Below are 19,345 nucleotides of genomic sequence, written 5' to 3'. Positions count from 1 at the left end.
TGAAGCGATGGCAATGGATGCTATTCAGATTGTTAAGGAAGCAGAGGAGAAAGCGAGGGAAATCCTCGAATCAACTACTGCAGCAGCTAAGAAAGCCGCTGAGGAAGCCGTTAAGAAGGCTGATGAGGAGTACCACAGAATAATAACTCAAGCGGAATCAGAGGCTGAGATGATTAAAAATAGAGCAATTGAAGAAGGAGAAGCCATAGCAAAACCGATTCTGGAAAAGGGCCAGTCAGAGGCTGAAGCATTAAGAGGCATGGACACCGTAAAGTTGGACAGAATCGTTGATATTATAATCGAGAGGATCGTGAAGACTGATGGCAATAGTTAAAATGAGCCAATTCAGCCTGTTTGCCTTCGACGATCACAAGGAGGAGCTTCTCAAGCACCTTCAAAGGTTCGAGTACGTCCATTTCAGTAATCTTGAGGAAGACAGAGACCTTACAAGCCTCGGGCTCAAGGGTGTCAGGACGCCTGAGGGTCTTACTGAGGTTGAAGAGCAGCTGACGAGGATAAACAGCTGTATTGAGACTCTGTCTAAGTATTTCGCCAAGGAAACCGGACTAAAGGCAATGAAAAAGGGTCAGGATACCTATACATTCGCCGAGTTGGAGGAGAAATCCCATCAAATCGACAGCAACAGTGTTTGCAGTCAGGTCAGGGATCTGTGGAAGGAACGTGAAGGCCATAAGCAGACTATAGATAAGCTCATGGTTCAAATAGGTGAGCTTAAGCCATGGAAGGGTCTGTCATCTCCACTTAAAGACCTGAGCTACATAAGGGAGACGGAGCTGTTCATTGGAACTGTCCCCAGGAAGCTTAAGGACAAGGTCATTACAGATCTTTCAGAGGCCGAGGGCGTATACTACGAGGTTGTGGATGAGGACAAGGAGAGCCTTTATTTACTTGTTATGTCCTACGGCCAGGAGGCTGAAAAAACTAAAGAATCACTTAGAAATTCAAGCTTTACAAAAGCGATCCTCCATGGAGAGGGAACTCCATCGGAAGAGATCAATATACTTGAAGGAAAGATCGCTTCACAGCAGGAACAAATTTCGGGAATAGACGAAAGGCTCAAGGAGCTAGCGCCGTCATTGGGTGAGCTCAAGTTAATGTATGATTATCTCAGTAATAAAAAACTGAGGCTTGCATCAACAGAGAACTTTGTAATGACAGAGAAGGTCAACGTGATCAAGGGCTTCATACCTACAGACAAAACAGGCGATTTTGAAGAAAGAATAAAGGAGGCTCTCGGCAGTATTTATTACCTTGAACTTGACGATGTGGACAAGGATGATCCAAACGTCCCTATACTCCTTAAAAATTCGGGCTTTGCGAGCACCTTTGAATCATTGACGAGCATGTATGCTCTTCCTCAATACAATGAGGTCGATCCAACTCCTCTGCTGGCACCATTCTATCTTATATTCTTTGGAATGATGGCTGCAGACATTGGATATGGAGTTATCATGCTGGCAGCGACCCTGTTTCTGTTGAAGAATTTCAACCTTAAAGAAAACACAAAGACTTTTTTGAAGTTCTTTTATTATTTGAGTTTCTCTGTAATTATATGGGGATTTATTTATGGTTCATTATTCGGAGGGATAATAAAGCTCCCTGCGCTTCTTGATCCTGCCAAAGACTACAATACGCTTTTGATCCTTTCCATAGCATTTGGATTGATCCATATCTATTTTGCGCTTGGAATAAAGGCTTACAAGCTGATAAAAAGCGGAAAGCCCATGGATGCATTATACGATGTAGGCTTTTGGTATATGGCACTCACTGGTTCGATAGTGTATCTGCTGAATATGGTGATGACCATGCCGCCAATAGTTAAGACTATAAGCCTGGCAGTTATGGTGCTGGGTATGCTTGGGATAGTTGCAACAGGCGGAAGAGAAGCAAAGGGCGTCGTGGGAAGAGTCGGTGGTGGAGTGTATGCCCTTTACGGGATATCAGGATATGTAGGCGATTTTGTTTCATATTCCAGACTTATGGCTCTGGGATTGGCCGGAGGCTTCATTGCCGGTGCCGTAAACATGATGGCCGGGATGGTAGCACAGTCTGGACCAATAGGCTTCGTATTCGCTATAATAATCTTCATCTTTGGGCAGACCTTCAACCTTGGGCTAAGCCTGCTAGGTGCGTATGTCCACACAATAAGACTTACCTTCGTCGAGTTCTTCGGAAAGTTCTACGAAGGCGGAGGTCAGAGCTTCAATACATTTAAAAGCAAACCAAAATATATAAACTTAAAATAGGTTAGGGGGAAATGTCAATGTCTTTTACTGAATTTATAGTATCACAAGGTGGAGTTATCTTTGGAGGCTTAGGAGTGGCCGTGGCTGTATTTCTATCAGGTATCGGATCTGCAATAGGTATCGGTATCGTAGGTCAAGCGGCATCAGGTCTTGTTATAGAAGAACCTGAGAAATTTGGTCGTTCATTGGTTCTTCAGCTGCTTCCGGGTACACAGGGACTTTACGGCTTTGTAATAGGACTATTGGTAATGGGTCAGCTTGATATTGGAATGAGTCTTGCAAACGGTATGTATCTTCTGGCTGCCTGTTTGCCAGTAGGGTTTGTAGGCTGGCTTTCTGCAATAGCTCAGGGCAAGACCGCAGCTGCAGGTATCTCGATCCTTGCCAAGAATGAAGAACATTCAACAAAGGGTATCATCTATGCGGTAATGGTTGAGACCTATGCACTTTTGGCATTCGTTATCTCCCTTATTCTTGTCAACGCCGTTAGTTTCTAGAAAAAGTAAGGATGTGAAGCCATGTCAAAGCTAGAGAGCCTAACCCAAAGGATAATGGAGGACGCCAAAGCTAAGGCTGACTCTATTCTTGCGGAGGCGGATAGAAAGAGCAATAGCCTTTTGAACACAAAGATCAAGGAAGCCCAGGACAAAAGCGAAAAGCTCCTTGAGAAAGCACATTCAGAGGCTGCCATGGCCAAGGACAGGGTAGTATCAAGCGCTGAGCTGAAGGTAAGGGATGAGAAGTTGTCGGCCAAGCAAGAGATACTGGATACAGTGTTCGGTATGGCAAAAAATAAGCTTGAGAAATTGGATGACTCCCATTATGGTGAGCTTCTTAAGAAAACACTGGAAAACATTAAAATAAAAGGCAAGGGTACCTTGGTAGTTCCGCCATCAAGAAGGAGTATTGCGGAGAAAGTATCAGGGGAGCTTGCAGTAATGATAGACGAAAATATGCTGCAGGGCTTTATGATAAAGGATGAAGATATAGTGTACAACTACACCTTTGAATCCTTGGTGGATGAAGCAAGAGAGCAGTTGGAGGGCGATATAGCCTTAGAACTCTTCAAAGAATTGGAGTGATTTCATGGATAGAATGGATTTTATCCAAGGGGTAACCCGAATAAGAGTCCTTGAAAACAAGCTCCTTGACCGGGCTGCTATCGAAAAGATGGTAGAAGCCAGGGATCTTGAAGAGGTATTCAGAACCCTTGGAGACACTGAATATGCAAATGCAGTTACTCAGGCAGGAAAACCCGAAGAGTATGAAATAATCCTGCATTCGGAGCTTGAAAGGGTCTACAGGCTAGTCAGAGAGATTTCGCCGGATCGCCTAGTGGTGGACCTGATGGGTCTTAAGTATGATTTTCACAACCTCAAAGTCATGATCAAGGAAAGACTGATGGGTAAGGACCTTTCAGCCCTCTATTCTCATGCAGGGACGATAGATTTCGAAAGGTTCAAAGCACAGTTCACCGCCGGTGAATACAGAGATATGGAGCCTGTGACCTATAAGGAGGCTGTCCTTTCTGTGATGAAGGACTTTGAGGAAAAGAAGGACCCCCAGCGAATAGATATACTTATGGACAGATATTACTTTGAGCACCTTCACAAAATGGCAAAGGATTCAGGCATAGGTCTGTTCCAGGACCACGTGAAGGATCTGATAGATTTTACAAATGTATCCTCTGCGATCCGCTTAAAAAAGCAGGAGAAGGAACTGAAGTTCTTTGAGGAAGTCCTCCTTGAAAATGGACATATTGAGAAGGATACAATGCTTTCTACAGTCAACGATTCAGTGGAGACGATGATAAACAGGTTCAGAAATTCCAGGATCCGTAAGGAGCTCGCACGAGGTCTCGAGGATTACTTGGAGACAGGCAGGCTTTCTTCCTTTGAGAAGCATATGGACAACTACCTGATGAACCTGAACAAGAGCTCCAAGTCGGTGACCTTCGGACCGGAGCCCCTTTTCTCGTATCTGGTGGCAAAGGAAATGGAAATCAAGATCCTGAGGATCATTATGGTGTCTAAGATCAACAATATTTCACCGGATGCCATAAGGGAAAGGCTGCGTGATTTGTATGTATAAGGTAGGAGTTGTTGGAGACAAGGATTCTGTACTGGCCTTCAAAGCCCTGGGAGTGGACGTAAACACAGTGACTGACAGGGAAGAGGCACGAAAGATAGTGGATACTATGGCGAGAAGCAATTACGGCGTCATATTCATCACTGAGCAGATTGCAAGCCTGATACCAGATACTATCGAGAGATATGACAAAGAGATAATCCCTGCGGTAATACTCATCCCCAGTAATCAAGGTTCGCTGAGCATTGGGATGAACCGTATAAACGAGAATGTCGAAAAAGCCGTAGGATCAAATATTTTATAGAAAGAGAGGGCTTATCTTGAAAGTAGGAAAGATTATTAAGGTATCTGGACCCTTGGTAGTTGCCGAGGGTATGGATGAAGCCAATGTATATGACGTAGTTCAAGTATCCGACAACAGGCTTGTCGGTGAAATAATAGAAATGAGAGGCGATAGAGCATCTATCCAGGTATACGAGGAAACAACTGGAATAGGGCCTGGAGACCCGGTTTACACCACTGGAGAGCCTTTAAGCGTCGAGCTTGGACCTGGCCTATTGGAGGCCATGTTCGACGGCATCCAAAGACCTCTTGAGGAATTCAGACAGCTTTCTGGCGATTTTCTTACAAGAGGAACAAAGGTCGACAACCTGAACAGAGAGAAGAAGTGGCACTTCGTTCCAACCGCCAAGGTTGGGGACAAGGTAGTTGGTGGAGACATAATAGGAACGGTACAGGAGACCCCGCTTATACTTCACAAAATAATGATTCCCATAGGAATGAGTGGAGAAATAACCTCCATCACCGAAGGCATGTTTACAATAATCGAGGATATTTGCGTACTTGACGGCATGCAAAAAATCCAGATGCTTCAGAAATGGCCTGTCAGAAAGGGGAGACCCTTCAAGAAAAAACTTAATCCCGACGTGCCTCTGTTGACTGGTCAAAGAGTAATAGATACCTTCTTCCCTGTTGCAAAGGGTGGAACTGCTGCAATTCCGGGGCCCTTCGGCTCAGGAAAGACGGTAGTACAGCATCAGCTGGCTAAATGGGCTGATACTGAGATCGTAGTCTATGTAGGCTGCGGTGAGCGTGGAAACGAGATGACAGACGTACTGATGGAGTTCCCGGAGATCATCGACCCTGCAACAGGTGAATCGCTGATGAAGAGGACCGTTCTTATAGCCAACACATCGAACATGCCGGTAGCTGCCCGTGAGGCATCCATATATACTGGGATCACTCTTGCAGAGTACTTCAGGGACATGGGCTATTCAGTCGCTATAATGGCTGACTCCACATCCAGATGGGCAGAGGCCCTCAGAGAGATGAGCGGCCGTCTGGAGGAGATGCCTGGTGACGAGGGGTACCCGGCTTACCTTGCATCAAGAGCAGCAGCATTCTATGAGAGAGCCGGAAAGGTAATCTGCAACGGAAGCGACGACAGAGAGGGAGCAATAACCGTAATCGGTGCCGTATCACCTCCAGGAGGAGACATATCGGAGCCTGTATCACAGGCTACCCTTAGAATAGTAAAGGTATTCTGGGGCCTTGACCATGCTCTGTCCTACAAGAGACACTTCCCGGCCATCAACTGGCTGAATTCATACACTCTTTACCAGACTAAGATGGACCACTGGATGGCAGCAAATATAGACCCTGAGTTTGCAAAGAACAGAGCAAAGGCAATGACGCTGCTCCAGGAGGAAGCATCACTTCAGGAAATAGTAAGACTTGTAGGCAGAGATTCACTGTCCTACGAAGATCAGCTCAAGCTTGAGGCTACTAAATCAATAAGAGAAGATTATTTACAGCAAAATGCATTCCACGAGATAGATACCTTCTGCTCACTGCAAAAACAGAACAAGATGCTTAAGCTTATACTGAAATTTTACGACCTTGGCATGAAGGCTCTTGAAAAGGGAGTATACCTTAAGAGTATTGAGAGAATGCCGGTAAGAGAAAAGATTGCCAGATCAAAATATATCGAAGAAACGCATCTCGAGCAGATAGATGACATCGCACAACAGCTTGAGGCTGATATGAATAAGCTTATTGAGGAAGGAGGTATTCTCGATGCGTAAGGAGTACAATACAGTTAGAGAAGTCGTTGGACCGCTGATGATAGTTGACGGAGTAGAGGGCGTCAAGTACGAAGAGCTAGTCGATATCGAGCTTGGCACCGGTGAAAAGAGAAGAGGAAGAGTTCTTGAAGTCAACGGAGACAGAGCAATGATCCAGCTGTTTGAAAGCTCAACCGGGATCAACCTCAATTCCACAAGAGTAAAGTTCCTTGGAAAGCCCCTTGAACTGGGAGTATCCGAGGATATGATAGGCAGGATTTTCGACGGTCTTGGAAGACCAAAGGACAACGGTCCGAAGATAATCCCCGAGAAAAAGGTAGACATAAATGGCGTTCCAATAAATCCTGTATCCAGAGACTACCCTGAGGAATTTATCCAGACGGGAATATCATGTATCGACGGGCTGAACACCCTTGTAAGAGGGCAGAAGCTCCCCATATTCTCAGGCTCAGGTCTTCCACACGGGGAGGTTGCTGCTCAGATAGCAAGACAGGCAAGAGTACTGGGATCAGGAGAAAAGTTTGCGGTAGTATTCGCAGCGATGGGTATAACCTTTGAGGAAGCCCAGTTCTTTATTGAAGACTTTACAAGGACAGGCGCGATCGACAGGGCGGTGTTGTTCATAAACCTTGCAAACGACCCGGCGATAGAGAGAATCGCAACTCCGCGGATGGCACTTACCTGCGCAGAGTATCTGGCATACGAGAAGGACATGCACGTTCTGGTAATACTTACAGATATGACCAACTACGCAGAAGCGCTTCGTGAGACCTCTGCAGCTAGAAAAGAGGTTCCTGGAAGAAGAGGCTATCCTGGATATCTTTACACTGACCTTTCGACGATTTACGAGAGAGCAGGAAGAATCAGGGGAAGAAAGGGCTCAATAACTCAGATCCCTATCCTTACGATGCCGGAGGACGACATTACTCACCCAATACCCGACCTAACAGGATATATTACTGAGGGACAGATCATACTTTCCCGTCAGCTATACAAGAGAGGCATCGAACCTCCAATAAACGTAGTTCCATCTCTTTCCCGTCTAAAGGACAAGGGTATTGGTAAAGGCAAGACCAGAGAAGACCATGCTGATACCATGAACCAGATATATGCAGCCTATACCTCGGGAATCGAGGCACGTGAGCTTGCAACTATCCTTGGAGAATCTGCGCTGTCTGATTCCGACAAGGCCTTCGCAAAATTTGCTGAAGCCTTTGACAACAGATATGTCAACCAAGGCTATGAGAACAACAGGACCATTGAGGATACCCTTGAGCTTGGCTGGGATCTGATGAAAATCATTCCAAGAGGAGAGCTGAAGAGAATTCGTACAGAGTACCTGGATAAGTACCTTCCTCTGGAAGAAAAAGGGGATGAGTAGATGGCGGTTTTAAACGTAAATCCTACTCGTATGGAGCTTACAAGGCTTAAGGCGAGGCTTAAGACCGCTACAAGAGGCCACAAGCTCCTAAAGGACAAGCAGGACGAGCTGATGAGACGATTCATTGAGCTTATCAAGCAGAACAAAAAGCTTAGAACACAGGTGGAGAAGGAGCTTAAGGAGGCATTCGACGAGTTTCTGCTTGCCAGTGCCGTAATGAGCCCTGAGCTTTTGGAGGAGGCGGTTGCCTTCCCCAAGGAAAACATCTCAGTAGATATAAAGAAGAAAAACGTAATGAGCGTTCATGTTCCTGTAATGAGCTTCATAAGAAAGCTCGAAGGAGACGAGGGCAGTATTTACCCATACGGTTTTGCAACCACCTCCTCAGAGCTGGACGACGCCATTAGAAAGCTCTACACCATAATGCCTATGCTTCTTGAGCTTGCAGAGGTTGAAAAGGCATGTCAATTGATGGCTGATGAGATAGAAAAGACCAGAAGAAGAGTAAATGCCCTTGAGTACAGGACGATTCCAGAGCTTCAGGAGACAATTAGATTCATCAGGATGAAGCTTGATGAAAATGAGCGAAGCACCATAACAAGGTTGATGAAGGTCAAGGACATGATCAATAAGTAAAGGCAATGGACAAAGAAAAGCGTTAAGCGTTAGGCGAAAGTAGGGGCGACCATTGGTCGCCAGAAGAAAGATCCTTCACTTGCGTTCAGGATGACAAAAGTGTTGTCATCCTGAGCGAAGTCGAGGGATCTCGGTTTTTGCTAACAACTACCTACTACCTACTAACAACTGTTTTTTGCTTTTAGCTTTTCAGTTATTCACTATTCACTATTCACTAATAAAAAATCCCCAGACTTAAGTCTGAGGATTTTTATTTATGGTGAGCGATATTGGACTCGAACCAACGACCTCCACGATGTCAACGTGGCGTTCTACCAGCTGAACTAACCGCTCATGTATTCCTATAGTAGCACATAAGGTCTTTTTTTTCAACAGGAATTTAAGTCGCACTAATGGTGAAATATCTGTGAAAGTGTTTACATCGTCCCTCATAAATATTAAACTTAGGGTAAGGTAAATAAAGGGGAGGCGATGTGGATGCTAAAGCTCTTGGAAGCTGCCGGTTTTTTCTTGTATCTTATCCTGTTGCTGTATATGGGTGCATACATATCCAGAAACAAGCTGGGGAACAAATCCCATACCGTGTTCGGGTATTTAGCATTTATTTTGGCCATGGCAGACTCTGTGTACTTTATCCCCAGACTTTACAGCCTCCTTACAGACGGCCTGGAGGAGAACCTCAGGATCCTTGGGTGGGGAAGAATAGGTCAAATGCTCATTATGACATTGTTTTTCCTGGTCCTTTCCGACCTTTCGAAGACAAGATTTTCAATAAAACGTAAGCTTCCAATGGACAAGCTGTTGTACGGTCTTATGATATTCAGGGCAGTTATCGGAGTGTTTCCGCAAAATGGATGGTTCCTGATGGAGCCTGACGGCACCTTTGCATTCCTTAGATATATACCTCTTGTAATATATGTACTGTTACTTGCAATGATCTTAATGGCACACAGCATGAAAAAGGGAGATGGCAATATAATAGTATTTTCGACATTAATGATCCTCCAGCTCCTGTTGGTCGAATATCCAATATGGGGAGCTGAGAAGCTTTGGATCACATATATGATGGCTGCGGGAAGAGGGCTTATCTTTATATCGATGATATTCATAGGCTATATGGAAGTAAGAAAGGAAAATGAATTGAGCAGATATTAGTGTCATAGATCATTAAGAACATAAGGAAGGATTGGTTTGATGAAGAAAGCTTCGATCATTTTAATGATCATATTCTTTATAGGTCTTCTCTCGCCGGCAGGTTATGCAATTGAGCCTGAGTACGAGGAGGATACGGAATTTGTAAACCTGACTGAAAGAGGGACAGTCCTTGATGCTGGTGAAGTAGAGCAGGTTGAAGGACAATTCTTTAGGGTCCAGTATGTGACCGTTAGGATAGATTCTGGCAATAGGAAAGGTGAGATAGTTGAGGTCGAGAACTCGCTTTCCGACCATCAATACTACGATATAATAGTGGAAAAGGGACAAAAGGTAGTCCTTATGCTTGAGGAGTATGAGGATGGGACATATAAAACATATATATCTGATTATTACAGAGCTAACTACCTTGGCTACCTACTGATTTTATTCGCTCTTCTGGTCATAGCAATAGCTAGAATGAAGGGAGTTAAAGCGCTCATATCCCTTGCAATTACAGTTGCAGCTGTACTATTTGTCATGCTGCCCCTGATGCTTAAGGGCTGGAACCCGATCCTTGTAAGCGTCATTACGGCAGTTGTAGTCACCATAATAACAATGGTCCTTGTAGCAGGTTTTAATCACAAGACAATATCAGCAATTTTAGGGACCTCCTTCGGCGTCATAATAGCAGGGGTAATAGCCTTCTATGTTGGGAATAAAGCCAGTCTATCCGGACTTTCGGCTGAAGAAGCCACAATGCTTATGTATATTCCCCAGGGGGTAGAGTTCAATTTCAGACAGCTGTTGTTTGCAGGCATTATTATGGGCTCTCTTGGTGCAGCAATGGACATAGGGATATCTATAGCATCAAGTATAGAGGAGATCCACAAGGCTAATCCAAGACTTTCAAGGGGAAGGCTATTCCGATCAGGCATGAATGTAGGTAAGGACGTTATGGGAACGATGGTAAACACACTGATCTTAGCATATACAGGAACCTCCATCCCAATGCTTCTGTTGTTCATGGCATATGAGACAGAGCTTAGCAAGGTCTTTAATCTTGACGTAATAGCAACAGAGGTTGTAAGATCCCTTTCGGGAAGTATAGGTCTTATACTGACGATCCCAATAACGGCTGTTTTTGCAAGCTACTACTCCAAGGAGCAGGGCAGAAAACGCATGATGGCTGCAAAGGCAGAAGTGGATACGATAATAGAAAATGAGGTGATTGAATGATTACAATAGCTTTGACAAATGAGGCAAAGGAACATATCCTGGAAAGCTGCAACGATAAACCATCAGTAATGGTTGGCATCATACAGCAAAGGTCCGGGTGATGCAATTACAATGAACTGTCAGTTCAGACAGGCGAACCTAATGAGAAAAGTGCATTTGACATCTACGAAATAGATGGGATCACAGTTTATCTACAGAAGCAAATGAGGATACCTAAGGATAGAGTCGAAATATATATGAAAAACCTGGTATTTAAAAAGCAGATTTTTGCTAAGGGAATAAAATATACAGGTCTGTAACATTTATCAAAGTCTGAGAGGAGTTGTGATATGAGAGTAACGGTTTCCATGGAAGCAGCAGAGCACATAAAGAAAAAATCAAGCGGAGAACCTGCTGTAAGAATAGCAGTCATACAGGTCAAGGGAGGGTGATGCTCCTCAAGCCAACTATCCGTTGAGATAGGACACCCTGGGGACACTAAGCGTTTTTATGAGTATGAGGATAATGGAGTCAAGGTATTCATACAGAAAGGACTCAGCACACCCGACGATCAGGTGGATGTAAACCTGAGCAAGGTGCTGTTTGCCAAGTCTCTTTCTGTAAGAGGTATAAGGTATTAACTAAATAATCGTTTATCGGGTGCCCTGAAGGGTAGTAATGTATTGTACAAAATAAGAATTAGGAGGTATCCGAGAATGATTGACAAGAGCCTAAAGGCAATATTAAGAGGAGACATCGGATCGAACAAGGTAAAGAAGCTTAGAAAGGAAGCAATGGTACCAGGGATAGTCTACAGAAAAGGAGAACCGACAAAGAGCTTTGCGGTTGATGAGCTTGAATTTACAAAGCTCTTCAGACAGGTTGGAACCTCAGCACTGTTTGAGCTTGATATGGAGGGTGAAAAGATCCCAACGATCGTAAAGTCCGTGCAAAGAGATCCGGTCAAGGGAAATGTTATCCATATAGATCTTCAGAAGCTCGATATGGAACAGAGGATAAAGCTCCACGTTCCAATAACACTCTTGAACAGAGACAATATTGCGCTGCAGCCATCTGTTCTTATGCAGATGATGGATGCCGTAGAGATAGAGTGCCTTCCGGGAGATATTCCCGAGTCGGTAGGGATAGACGTATCTGGAATGGACTTCGATACTCCGATATTAGTGAAGGATCTTGAGATAATGAAGGATGACAGGCTCATAGTCTTAACTGACCCAGAGCAGCTGATCTGTTCATTGAATCCGCCGTCAGTATCTGCTGAAACTGAGGCTGAAGAGGAGGCACCATCTCCGGAAGTGGCTCCTGAAGAATAGGAATAACCAGAAAAAATAAAGGCATGGGACAGACTGGAGAGTCTGTCCTTATTTTATAATCAAGGAGGATAGTTATGGGAAGGATCCTTTCAGCATACCTTACACCTCACCCACCGATAATAATACCCCAGATAGGTCAGGGAGAGGAGCAAAAGGCCATAAAAACCATAGAGGGCATGGAAGAGATAGGAAGAGATATCGCTAAGAGAAAGCCTCAGACGATACTCGTCATCACTCCCCATGGCCCTGTATTCTCAGATGCAAATGCAATATCAATGGAAAACAAACTAAGGGGTGATTTTGGTGCATTTGGTCACGGTCAGCTTTCTTACTCCTATGACACTGATCAAGAGCTGATCTATCAGATAGTTAAAAATTGCCTGACCAACAATATCTCTATAGCACAGATGACAAAGGAGATGTATAAAAGATATAAGCTGGACGGTAAGCTCGACCATGGGGCTCTGGTGCCTCTGCATTTTGTGGATAAATATTACTCCAGTTTTCAGATCGTCCACATAACCTATGGCATCTTATCCCCAAAGGAGCTATATCTCTTTGGAAGGCAAATTGAAAGTGCGATCCTTCAGCAGAAAAACGATGTGGTCATCATAGCCAGCGGTGACCTGTCCCATAAGCTCAAGGACGGCGGACCATACAGCTACAGCCCTGAGGGACCTGAATTCGACAGTCTTATAATAGAAATAATTAAAAAGGCAGATTTAGGAGCCGTTTCATCCTTCGACATTGAGCTTGCCCACAAAGCCGGTGAATGCGGGCTACGATCACTTATGATACTTGCCGGGATACTAAGTCCCTATGAACTCGAAACCGAGGTACTTTCCTATGAGGGGCCATACGGGGTAGGCTATGGAACAGCAAAGCTCATACCGGGAGAAAGGACAGGAACTGATTTTATTGATACCATTGAAAGGTCTCAGAAGAACAAGCAGACAGCAAGAAGACAGTCGGAGAGTCCTCATGCTGCCCTTGCAAGGAGGAGCCTGGAGCATTACGTTCTGTCAGGAGAATATCTTCCAGTTCCGGAGGATTTGGCAGAGGAGCTACTTGAGTCTGCGCGACCAGTATTCGTAACCATAAAGAAACACGGAAGCCTGAGAGGCTGCATAGGCTCCACCGCTTCATCCAGGGGAAGTCTTGCAAGCGAGATCATCCATTATGCGGTAGAGGCAGGAACCAGAGATCCCAGGTTTCCATCTGTAACCGAAGATGAGCTGGAGGAACTTGTTTATTCGGTGGACGTACTCTATCCTTCAGAGCCAATTCGTTCAACTGCAGAGTTAGACCCGGGAATCTATGGGGTAATAGTTGAGAAAGGACACAGGCGAGGTCTTCTTTTACCGATGCTTGAAGGAGTTGATACTCCTAATGACCAGGTGAGGATAGCACTTCAAAAAGCAGGGATATCTGAGGATGAGGAATACAAAATGGAACGCTTCAGGGTCGAGAGATACCAATAGGAGATGATTGCCTTGAAGGAAGCGATGTTCTACACCGTTGAAGGTGAAAATGTACGCTGCACTCTTTGTCCGCACTTTTGCAATCTGAGGGATGAGCAGGTAGGCAGATGCGGAGTAAGACAGAATATCGGGGGTAAGCTGTATTCGCTGAACTATGAGAGGGTAACGGCATATAACTATGACCCTATCGAAAAAAAACCACTATATCATTTCTACCCGGGAAATACCATATTTTCCTTCGGGAGCTATGGCTGCAACCTGGGGTGCGACTTCTGTCAGAACTGGCAGATAGTTACCGATCATAACAGCTTCGTAAAAGCAACCACCGACGATATTATTTCACTTGCAAAGGTGAAGGGGTCCATCGGGATCGCCTACACCTACAATGAGCCGACTGTATTCTATGAGTTCGTTTTGGATACTGCTAAGAGAGCGAAAGAGGAAGGGCTGCTAAATGTTCTTGTGACCAACGGCTATATGAACAGAGAGCCGCTGGAGCAGCTATTGCAGTATATAGACGCAATGAATATAGACCTGAAGTCGTTTACGAACGAGTTCTATCGGACTATCTGCAAAGGGACGTTAGAGCCTGTTCTTGAAACCATAATGCTAGCGGCAAAGAAAACCCATGTGGAAATAACTACTCTTGTAATAGACTCAAGGAACAGCTCCAGTAAGGAGATGGAGGAGCTGTCAGGATTTATTGCCTCGGTTGATCCGGGGATACCACTTCACCTTAGCAGATATTACCCGAACTACAGGATGAAGGATCCACCGACGTCCATCGATACTTTGACTGAGCTAAAAAAGGTGGCAGAAAAGAAACTGAGGCACGTCTACATTGGGAATGTGTTGGGAGCTGACAACGATACCTACTGTCCAAACTGCAGAAAACGATTGATTTCCAGATATTCAAAGACACAGATTGAAGGGATGGAGGAAGGGCATTGCAGTCAGTGCGGCTACAAGGTTCCAGGAAGATTTTAATTTTCGTGATTTTGAGTTTCTCCAAAAAAAGTTTACAAATGCTAAAATAATAGTTTATTTATATTAAAGGATGCGTTATAATTATACCGTTATTAATACTGAAAAATTAGGAGGCTGATCGTGGGAGATGAAAACACCCGTATTTGATGCATTGAAGAACCTGATGGAGGAAAACTCAGTATCCTTCCATATGCCCGGACACAAGGGAAAGAACACACTTATTAATTGGGGAGACTATATACCGTATATAGATACTACCGAGGTTGAGGGCATGGACAATTTGCTTGAACCCAGGGGCATAATCCAGGATTCCCAGGACTATGCAGCTGAGGTTTTTGGTTCAAAGGCTACCTATTATGCCGTAAATGGATCCACAGGAAGCATTTACATCGCTCTAGCTACAATAACTAAGCCGGGAGACAAGGTTCTCATTCAGAGGAATTGCCACAAGGCCGTTTATAACGCCCTTATACTAAACAGGATCCAGCCTGTATACATTTATCCAAACTACAACGAGAATCATAATGTCCTTACGGGTCTATACCCAGAGGATATCGATGAAGCTCTTGAAGCTGATCCTGAAATCAAGGCAGTGGTCATTACCTATCCAAACTACTACGGTGTTTGCTCAGACCTTAAGTCTATAGCTGATATAGTGCACAAGCACAACAAGGTTTTGATGGTGGATGAGGCTCATGGTCCTCATTTCACATTTAATGACAAGCTTCCCGTTCCGGCTCTTAAGGCGGGCGCAGATATAGTGATCCACAGTACCCACAAGACTCTGCCAAGCTTCACCCAGACATCCATGATCCATGTAGGTACTGACAGGATCGATTTGAACAAGCTGAGAGACAGATATCAGCTTTATACCACAACAAGCCCATCATATCTGTTTACTCTTTCAAATGAACTGGCAGTATCCTACATGGACAGCCAGGAAGGGAGAGAAAGACTTGAGTGGAGCATAAAGAAGGTTGACGAAGTAATCGAAAGACTCAATAAGATACCAAGGGTAGAGGTATTTACGGGAGATCCCGAGGATCCGACCATATATTCAAAGGACAACACCAAGATACTCATAACTATAGACGGTATAAGAGGCTCAATGGTAAAGAAAAAGCTAAGGACTGACTACAACATCAGACTGGAGATGGCTGACTTTTACTATGCTCTTATCCTGACCAGCCTTATGAATGACGACGATGATTACGAGAAGGTCATTGCGGCAATCGAAGACCTTGCTAAGAATGCTCCCTACGAGGAGATCAACTGGGTAAACGTCAAGATGCCTACTCCGAAGATAATAATGAGACCTGCGGATGCATATTATGGAAAGAAAGAACTGATCAAGCTCAAGGATGCAATTGGGAGAGTATCAGCGGCACCGATAATACCTTATCCACCGGGAATACCATTGATAGTTCCTGGAGAAGAGATTACACAAGAGATATACGAGCACGTTTTGTTCCTTATGGACAACGGAATTGAGATAGTAGGCCTTATGGGCAAGGAAAAGGACAACGTAGTAGTGGTTGAGTGAGGAGCTGCATAGGATGAGAGGATTATTCATAACTCTGGAAGGGCCCGACGGGTCCGGTAAATCAACGATGGCAGGCCTTATAGGCGAGTACCTTAAGGATCAGGGCGTTGACCATGTCATTACCCGAGAGCCTGGGGGCACAGCCATTGGAGAGAAAATCAGAGGGATAATAATAGACAGAGAAAATATTAACATGGGACCAGAGACAGAGGCACTTCTCTTTGCAGCATCAAGGGCCCAGCACGTCCATGAAAAAATGCTTCCCTCCGTAGAGGAAGGCAAGGTAGTAGTATGCGACAGATTCCTTCTTTCAAGTCTGGCATATCAGGGAGTTGGAAGAGGTCTGGGCATACAGGAGGTAAAATCAATAAACGAATTTGGATTGAGGGGGATGACCCCAGACCTGATTCTTTTCTTCCATGTCGATCCTGAGGTTACACTTCTAAGGAAAACAAAAGAAGGCGGGGATAGACTTGAGGAGGAGGGCGGGGCCTTCCACAGAGAGGTCTACGAGGGCTATATGACCCTCCTGAAGATGTATCCGGATAATGTAGTTATAATAGATGCGGAAAAATCAGTAGAAGAGGTATACGCCCAAACTATAGCAGCACTGGCAGAGGTGCTGAAGTCGAAGGAGGAAACGCTATGAAGCTTATAGTTGCAATCGTTCAGGATCAGGATGCTCCTGGAGTTATAGAGGAGCTGATGGAGAAGGAATTCAGGGTGACGAAGCTGGCATCCACAGGCGGCTTTCTGAAGGCAGGAAACACAACACTTCTAAGCGGTGTCGAGGACGACCAGGTAGATGAGGTCATCAAGGTGATCGAGGATAACTGCAGAACCAGAGAGATAACAACTTCACTTCTTACTGTTTCCATGCCTGGCGATACCTATATCCCCTACCCTCTTGAGGTCAAGGTGGGAGGAGCAACCGTATTTGTCCTTGACGTAGAGAAACATGTAAGGATATAGGGGGGCATTCGTATGAAGCTGATTGTAGCCATCATAGACGATGAGTTTTCAGGCAGGGTGGTTAAGGCGCTGATGGCTGAAAAAATACGAACCACAAAGCTTTCATCAACGGGAGGCTTTCTAAGCTCTGGGAATACAACTCTTCTTATAGGCGTTGAAGACGACAGGGTAGAGGAAATCACAGAACTGATAAACAAACAGTGCAAAAGTAAAAAGATAAAAAATGGCTCAGAAGAGGTTACAGTGGGAGTAAATCTGTTTGTAATGCCGGTTTCAGGATACGAAAGGATCTAACTATGGATTACACTAATATAACAGGCCATAAGATCGCAGTCGAGGGATTGAAGAGAGCTGTTAAAAATGGAAATATCAGCCACTTCTATATACTTGAAGGAGAGGAAGGCCTTGGAAAAATGACTATCGGAAGGGTTTTTGCTAAAACCCTTCTTTGCTTGCAAAAGGGAGAGGAGCCCTGCGGGGTATGTAGCAGCTGTCGCAGATTTGAAACAGGCTCTCACCCCGACTACCTGGAGATCAGGCCTGAGAAGGGCATGATACGGAAGGGGGAGGTCGAGGGAATAATTCACACGATGACTATGTCTCCCTTCGAGTCGGATAGAAAGGTCATATTGATGGATGAGGCTCACCTTATGAATAAGGAAGCTCAAAACGCGCTCCTTAAGACCCTTGAGGAGCCGCCAGCCTATGCTCATCTTATCCTTGTGACCTCAAGCCCGAAGGACCTGCTGCCTACTATAAGGTCAAGGGGTCAGAACATAAGATTTTATCCTTTGGACAGAGCTGCCGTCAAAAAGGTTCTGTTGGATGAATGCGGAGCAGACCAGTATAATGCTGATTTTCTTGCCGATTACTCCAAGGGTTCTATAGGAAGGGCAATTAGACTGCTTCGGGATGAGGAATTTTTTAGTGACAGAGAATGGGCGATAGCACTCATCGATTCGCTTCTTAAGGGAGAGAAGCAGAGGATATTCAGTTCTTCCGAGGAATTTGCAGAAAGGAAGGACCGCATACTCCAGATCCTTGACATTTATTTGCTGTGGTTCAGAGACCTGCTGCTATACAAAGCCTCTGCAGACAGCAGCCTTATCGTCAACAGGGACAGACTTAAATTGATATCAGAACAATCCACTCTGGATTTTGAAAGAATTAATGGTATAATAGAGAAGATACAGGACACCATATACAATATCCAGATGAATGTGAATTATCAATTGTCCATAGAGACGATGCTGCTTAAAATACAGGAGGAGTTTTAATGGTTCGAGTAGTTGGAGTAAGGTTTAAAAAGGCGGGTAAGATATATTATTTCGATCCCGATGTCATAGAGGTTGCACATAACGATTTCGTCATTGTTGAAACTGCAAGAGGAATCGAGTTCGGTCACGTGGTAATAGGACCAAGAGAGGTCCCTGAGGAAGAAATAGTCCTGCCGCTGAAGAAAGTACTAAGGCTTGCAACTGACGAGGATTTTGAGGTACATAGAAGCAATAAGGCCAAGGTGAAGGAAGCTATCGAGGCCTGTCAGAAGAAGGTTGAGGAACACGGTCTTGATATGAAGCTGGTTGATGTAGAGTACACCTTCGACAACAACAAGGTCATCTTCTACTTTACGGCAGACGGCAGAGTCGATTTCAGGGAACTGGTAAAGGACCTTGCAGCTATATTCAAGACCAGAATAGAATTGAGGCAAATTGGAGTTAGAGATGAAGCAAAAATGGTTGGTGGAGTTGGTCCATGTGGACAGGTTGTCTGCTGCGCCAAGTTCCTTGGTGAATTTGCGCCCGTATCAATCAAAATGGCCAAGGAGCAAAGCCTGTCACTGAATCCTACCAAGATATCAGGCCTTTGTGGTAGACTTATGTGCTGCCTGAAATATGAACAGGATACGTATGAAGAGCTTCTTAAGACAATGCCTGCTGTCGGCGCTATTGTAACGACGCCCCAGGGTAAAGGAGTAATAATAGACACTTATACCCTACTTCAGAGGGTAAAGGCCAAGGTAAAGCTAAAGGACGGTACAGAGGACATATTCCAGTTCCAGGCAGATGAGATAAAGGCGACAGGTAAGTTTGACCCTGCGTATCAAAGATACGGCGACAAGCACGACGACGAGCTTCTGGAGGATTTCAGGAGCCTGGAATAGGGACTATTTTTCTATTTGAATTTACTGTAAATCGTGTTAGAATATAGTCAGGCATAGTT

Annotated in this window: 22 protein-coding genes and 1 tRNA gene; 22 read left to right on the top strand and 1 reads right to left on the bottom strand. The window is 44.7% G+C overall.

Annotated features, from left to right (window positions below):
* Positions 1–7: 7 nt before the first annotated feature.
* From AC4PHB_RS09110 to AC4PHB_RS09070, 9 genes are read left to right on the top strand one after another with little or no spacing between them, the layout of a single operon-like run.
* Positions 8–334 carry a hypothetical protein gene (locus AC4PHB_RS09110; protein ID WP_492136123.1) on the top strand — a complete coding sequence of 109 codons (327 nt, stop codon included), beginning with the start codon at positions 8–10 and terminating at the stop codon, positions 332–334.
* Complete coding sequence (locus AC4PHB_RS09105) at positions 321–2,267, top strand: V-type ATP synthase subunit I (protein ID WP_492136122.1); 1,947 nt, start codon at positions 321–323, stop codon at positions 2,265–2,267. The genes AC4PHB_RS09110 and AC4PHB_RS09105 overlap by 14 nt, the downstream gene beginning before the upstream one ends.
* A gap of 17 nt (positions 2,268–2,284) precedes the next feature.
* Positions 2,285–2,764, top strand: coding sequence for a V-type ATP synthase subunit K (locus tag AC4PHB_RS09100; protein ID WP_492136121.1), 480 nt, complete (start codon positions 2,285–2,287; stop codon positions 2,762–2,764).
* Between the two features lie 21 nt (positions 2,765–2,785).
* Positions 2,786–3,349: a V-type ATP synthase subunit E gene (locus tag AC4PHB_RS09095; RefSeq protein WP_492136120.1), complete on the top strand. Its 564-nt coding sequence runs from the start codon at positions 2,786–2,788 to the stop codon at positions 3,347–3,349.
* 4 nt (positions 3,350–3,353) lie between these two features.
* The gene (locus AC4PHB_RS09090) at positions 3,354–4,358 is read left to right on the top strand and encodes a V-type ATP synthase subunit C (protein ID WP_492136119.1); all 1,005 of its coding nucleotides are present in this window, start codon (positions 3,354–3,356) and stop codon (positions 4,356–4,358) included.
* Positions 4,351–4,659, top strand: coding sequence for a V-type ATP synthase subunit F (locus AC4PHB_RS09085; RefSeq protein WP_492136118.1), 309 nt, complete (start codon positions 4,351–4,353; stop codon positions 4,657–4,659). Before AC4PHB_RS09090 ends, AC4PHB_RS09085 begins: the two co-directional genes overlap by 8 nt.
* 16 nt (positions 4,660–4,675) lie before the next feature.
* Positions 4,676–6,439 (top strand): V-type ATP synthase subunit A, encoded by a 1,764-nt coding sequence (locus tag AC4PHB_RS09080; RefSeq protein ID WP_492136117.1) that lies wholly within the window; start codon positions 4,676–4,678, stop codon positions 6,437–6,439.
* A complete protein-coding gene (locus AC4PHB_RS09075) occupies positions 6,432–7,820 on the top strand; it encodes a V-type ATP synthase subunit B (protein ID WP_492136116.1) in 1,389 nt (462 codons plus the stop codon). Before AC4PHB_RS09080 ends, AC4PHB_RS09075 begins: the two co-directional genes overlap by 8 nt.
* A complete protein-coding gene (locus AC4PHB_RS09070; RefSeq protein ID WP_492136115.1) occupies positions 7,821–8,456 on the top strand; it encodes a V-type ATP synthase subunit D in 636 nt (211 codons plus the stop codon).
* A gap of 257 nt (positions 8,457–8,713) precedes the next feature.
* Here AC4PHB_RS09070 and AC4PHB_RS09065 read toward each other — a convergent pair.
* Positions 8,714–8,789 (bottom strand) — tRNA-Val (locus tag AC4PHB_RS09065).
* 144 nt (positions 8,790–8,933) lie between these two features.
* Between AC4PHB_RS09065 and AC4PHB_RS09060 the strand changes: the two genes are divergently transcribed.
* The 13 genes from AC4PHB_RS09060 (at position 8,934) to AC4PHB_RS09000 (ending at position 19,286) form a co-directional block, all read left to right on the top strand.
* On the top strand, positions 8,934–9,611 hold the full coding sequence (locus tag AC4PHB_RS09060) for a hypothetical protein (RefSeq protein ID WP_492136114.1): 678 nt from the start codon (positions 8,934–8,936) through the stop codon (positions 9,609–9,611).
* Positions 9,612–9,650: 39 nt separating this feature from the next.
* Entirely contained in the window at positions 9,651–10,826 is a 1,176-nt protein-coding gene (locus AC4PHB_RS09055) for a YibE/F family protein (RefSeq protein WP_492137762.1), read from the top strand.
* Positions 10,827–10,942: 116 nt separating this feature from the next.
* A complete protein-coding gene (locus tag AC4PHB_RS09050; protein WP_492137761.1) occupies positions 10,943–11,125 on the top strand; it encodes a hypothetical protein in 183 nt (60 codons plus the stop codon).
* A gap of 159 nt (positions 11,126–11,284) precedes the next feature.
* Positions 11,285–11,446 carry a hypothetical protein gene (locus AC4PHB_RS09045; RefSeq protein ID WP_492137760.1) on the top strand — a complete coding sequence of 54 codons (162 nt, stop codon included), beginning with the start codon at positions 11,285–11,287 and terminating at the stop codon, positions 11,444–11,446.
* 75 nt (positions 11,447–11,521) lie between these two features.
* Positions 11,522–12,139: a 50S ribosomal protein L25 gene (locus AC4PHB_RS09040; RefSeq protein ID WP_492136113.1), complete on the top strand. Its 618-nt coding sequence runs from the start codon at positions 11,522–11,524 to the stop codon at positions 12,137–12,139.
* Positions 12,140–12,213: 74 nt separating this feature from the next.
* A complete protein-coding gene (gene amrA / locus AC4PHB_RS09035) occupies positions 12,214–13,620 on the top strand; it encodes an AmmeMemoRadiSam system protein A (RefSeq protein ID WP_492136112.1) in 1,407 nt (468 codons plus the stop codon).
* 12 nt (positions 13,621–13,632) lie between these two features.
* Positions 13,633–14,607, top strand: coding sequence for an AmmeMemoRadiSam system radical SAM enzyme (amrS, locus tag AC4PHB_RS09030; RefSeq protein WP_492136111.1), 975 nt, complete (start codon positions 13,633–13,635; stop codon positions 14,605–14,607).
* Positions 14,608–14,734: 127 nt separating this feature from the next.
* Complete coding sequence (locus AC4PHB_RS09025) at positions 14,735–16,150, top strand: aminotransferase class I/II-fold pyridoxal phosphate-dependent enzyme (RefSeq protein WP_492136110.1); 1,416 nt, start codon at positions 14,735–14,737, stop codon at positions 16,148–16,150.
* A gap of 13 nt (positions 16,151–16,163) precedes the next feature.
* The gene (gene tmk, locus AC4PHB_RS09020) at positions 16,164–16,799 is read left to right on the top strand and encodes a dTMP kinase (RefSeq protein ID WP_492136109.1); all 636 of its coding nucleotides are present in this window, start codon (positions 16,164–16,166) and stop codon (positions 16,797–16,799) included.
* Complete coding sequence (gene darA, locus AC4PHB_RS09015) at positions 16,796–17,122, top strand: cyclic di-AMP receptor DarA (protein WP_333687936.1); 327 nt, start codon at positions 16,796–16,798, stop codon at positions 17,120–17,122. Before tmk ends, darA begins: the two co-directional genes overlap by 4 nt.
* A 12-nt stretch (positions 17,123–17,134) precedes the next feature.
* Positions 17,135–17,416, top strand: coding sequence for a cyclic-di-AMP receptor (locus tag AC4PHB_RS09010; RefSeq protein ID WP_492136108.1), 282 nt, complete (start codon positions 17,135–17,137; stop codon positions 17,414–17,416).
* A 2-nt stretch (positions 17,417–17,418) separates the two neighbouring features.
* A complete protein-coding gene (gene holB / locus AC4PHB_RS09005; RefSeq protein ID WP_492136107.1) occupies positions 17,419–18,399 on the top strand; it encodes a DNA polymerase III subunit delta' in 981 nt (326 codons plus the stop codon).
* Positions 18,399–19,286, top strand: a complete 888-nt coding sequence (locus AC4PHB_RS09000) for a PSP1 domain-containing protein (RefSeq protein ID WP_492136106.1) — start codon at positions 18,399–18,401, stop codon at positions 19,284–19,286. Before holB ends, AC4PHB_RS09000 begins: the two co-directional genes overlap by 1 nt.
* Positions 19,287–19,345: the final 59 nt, after the last annotated feature.

The organism is Gudongella sp. QWL-04 (assembly GCF_058683975.1).
This window is presented reverse-complemented; position numbering and strand designations above follow the sequence as displayed.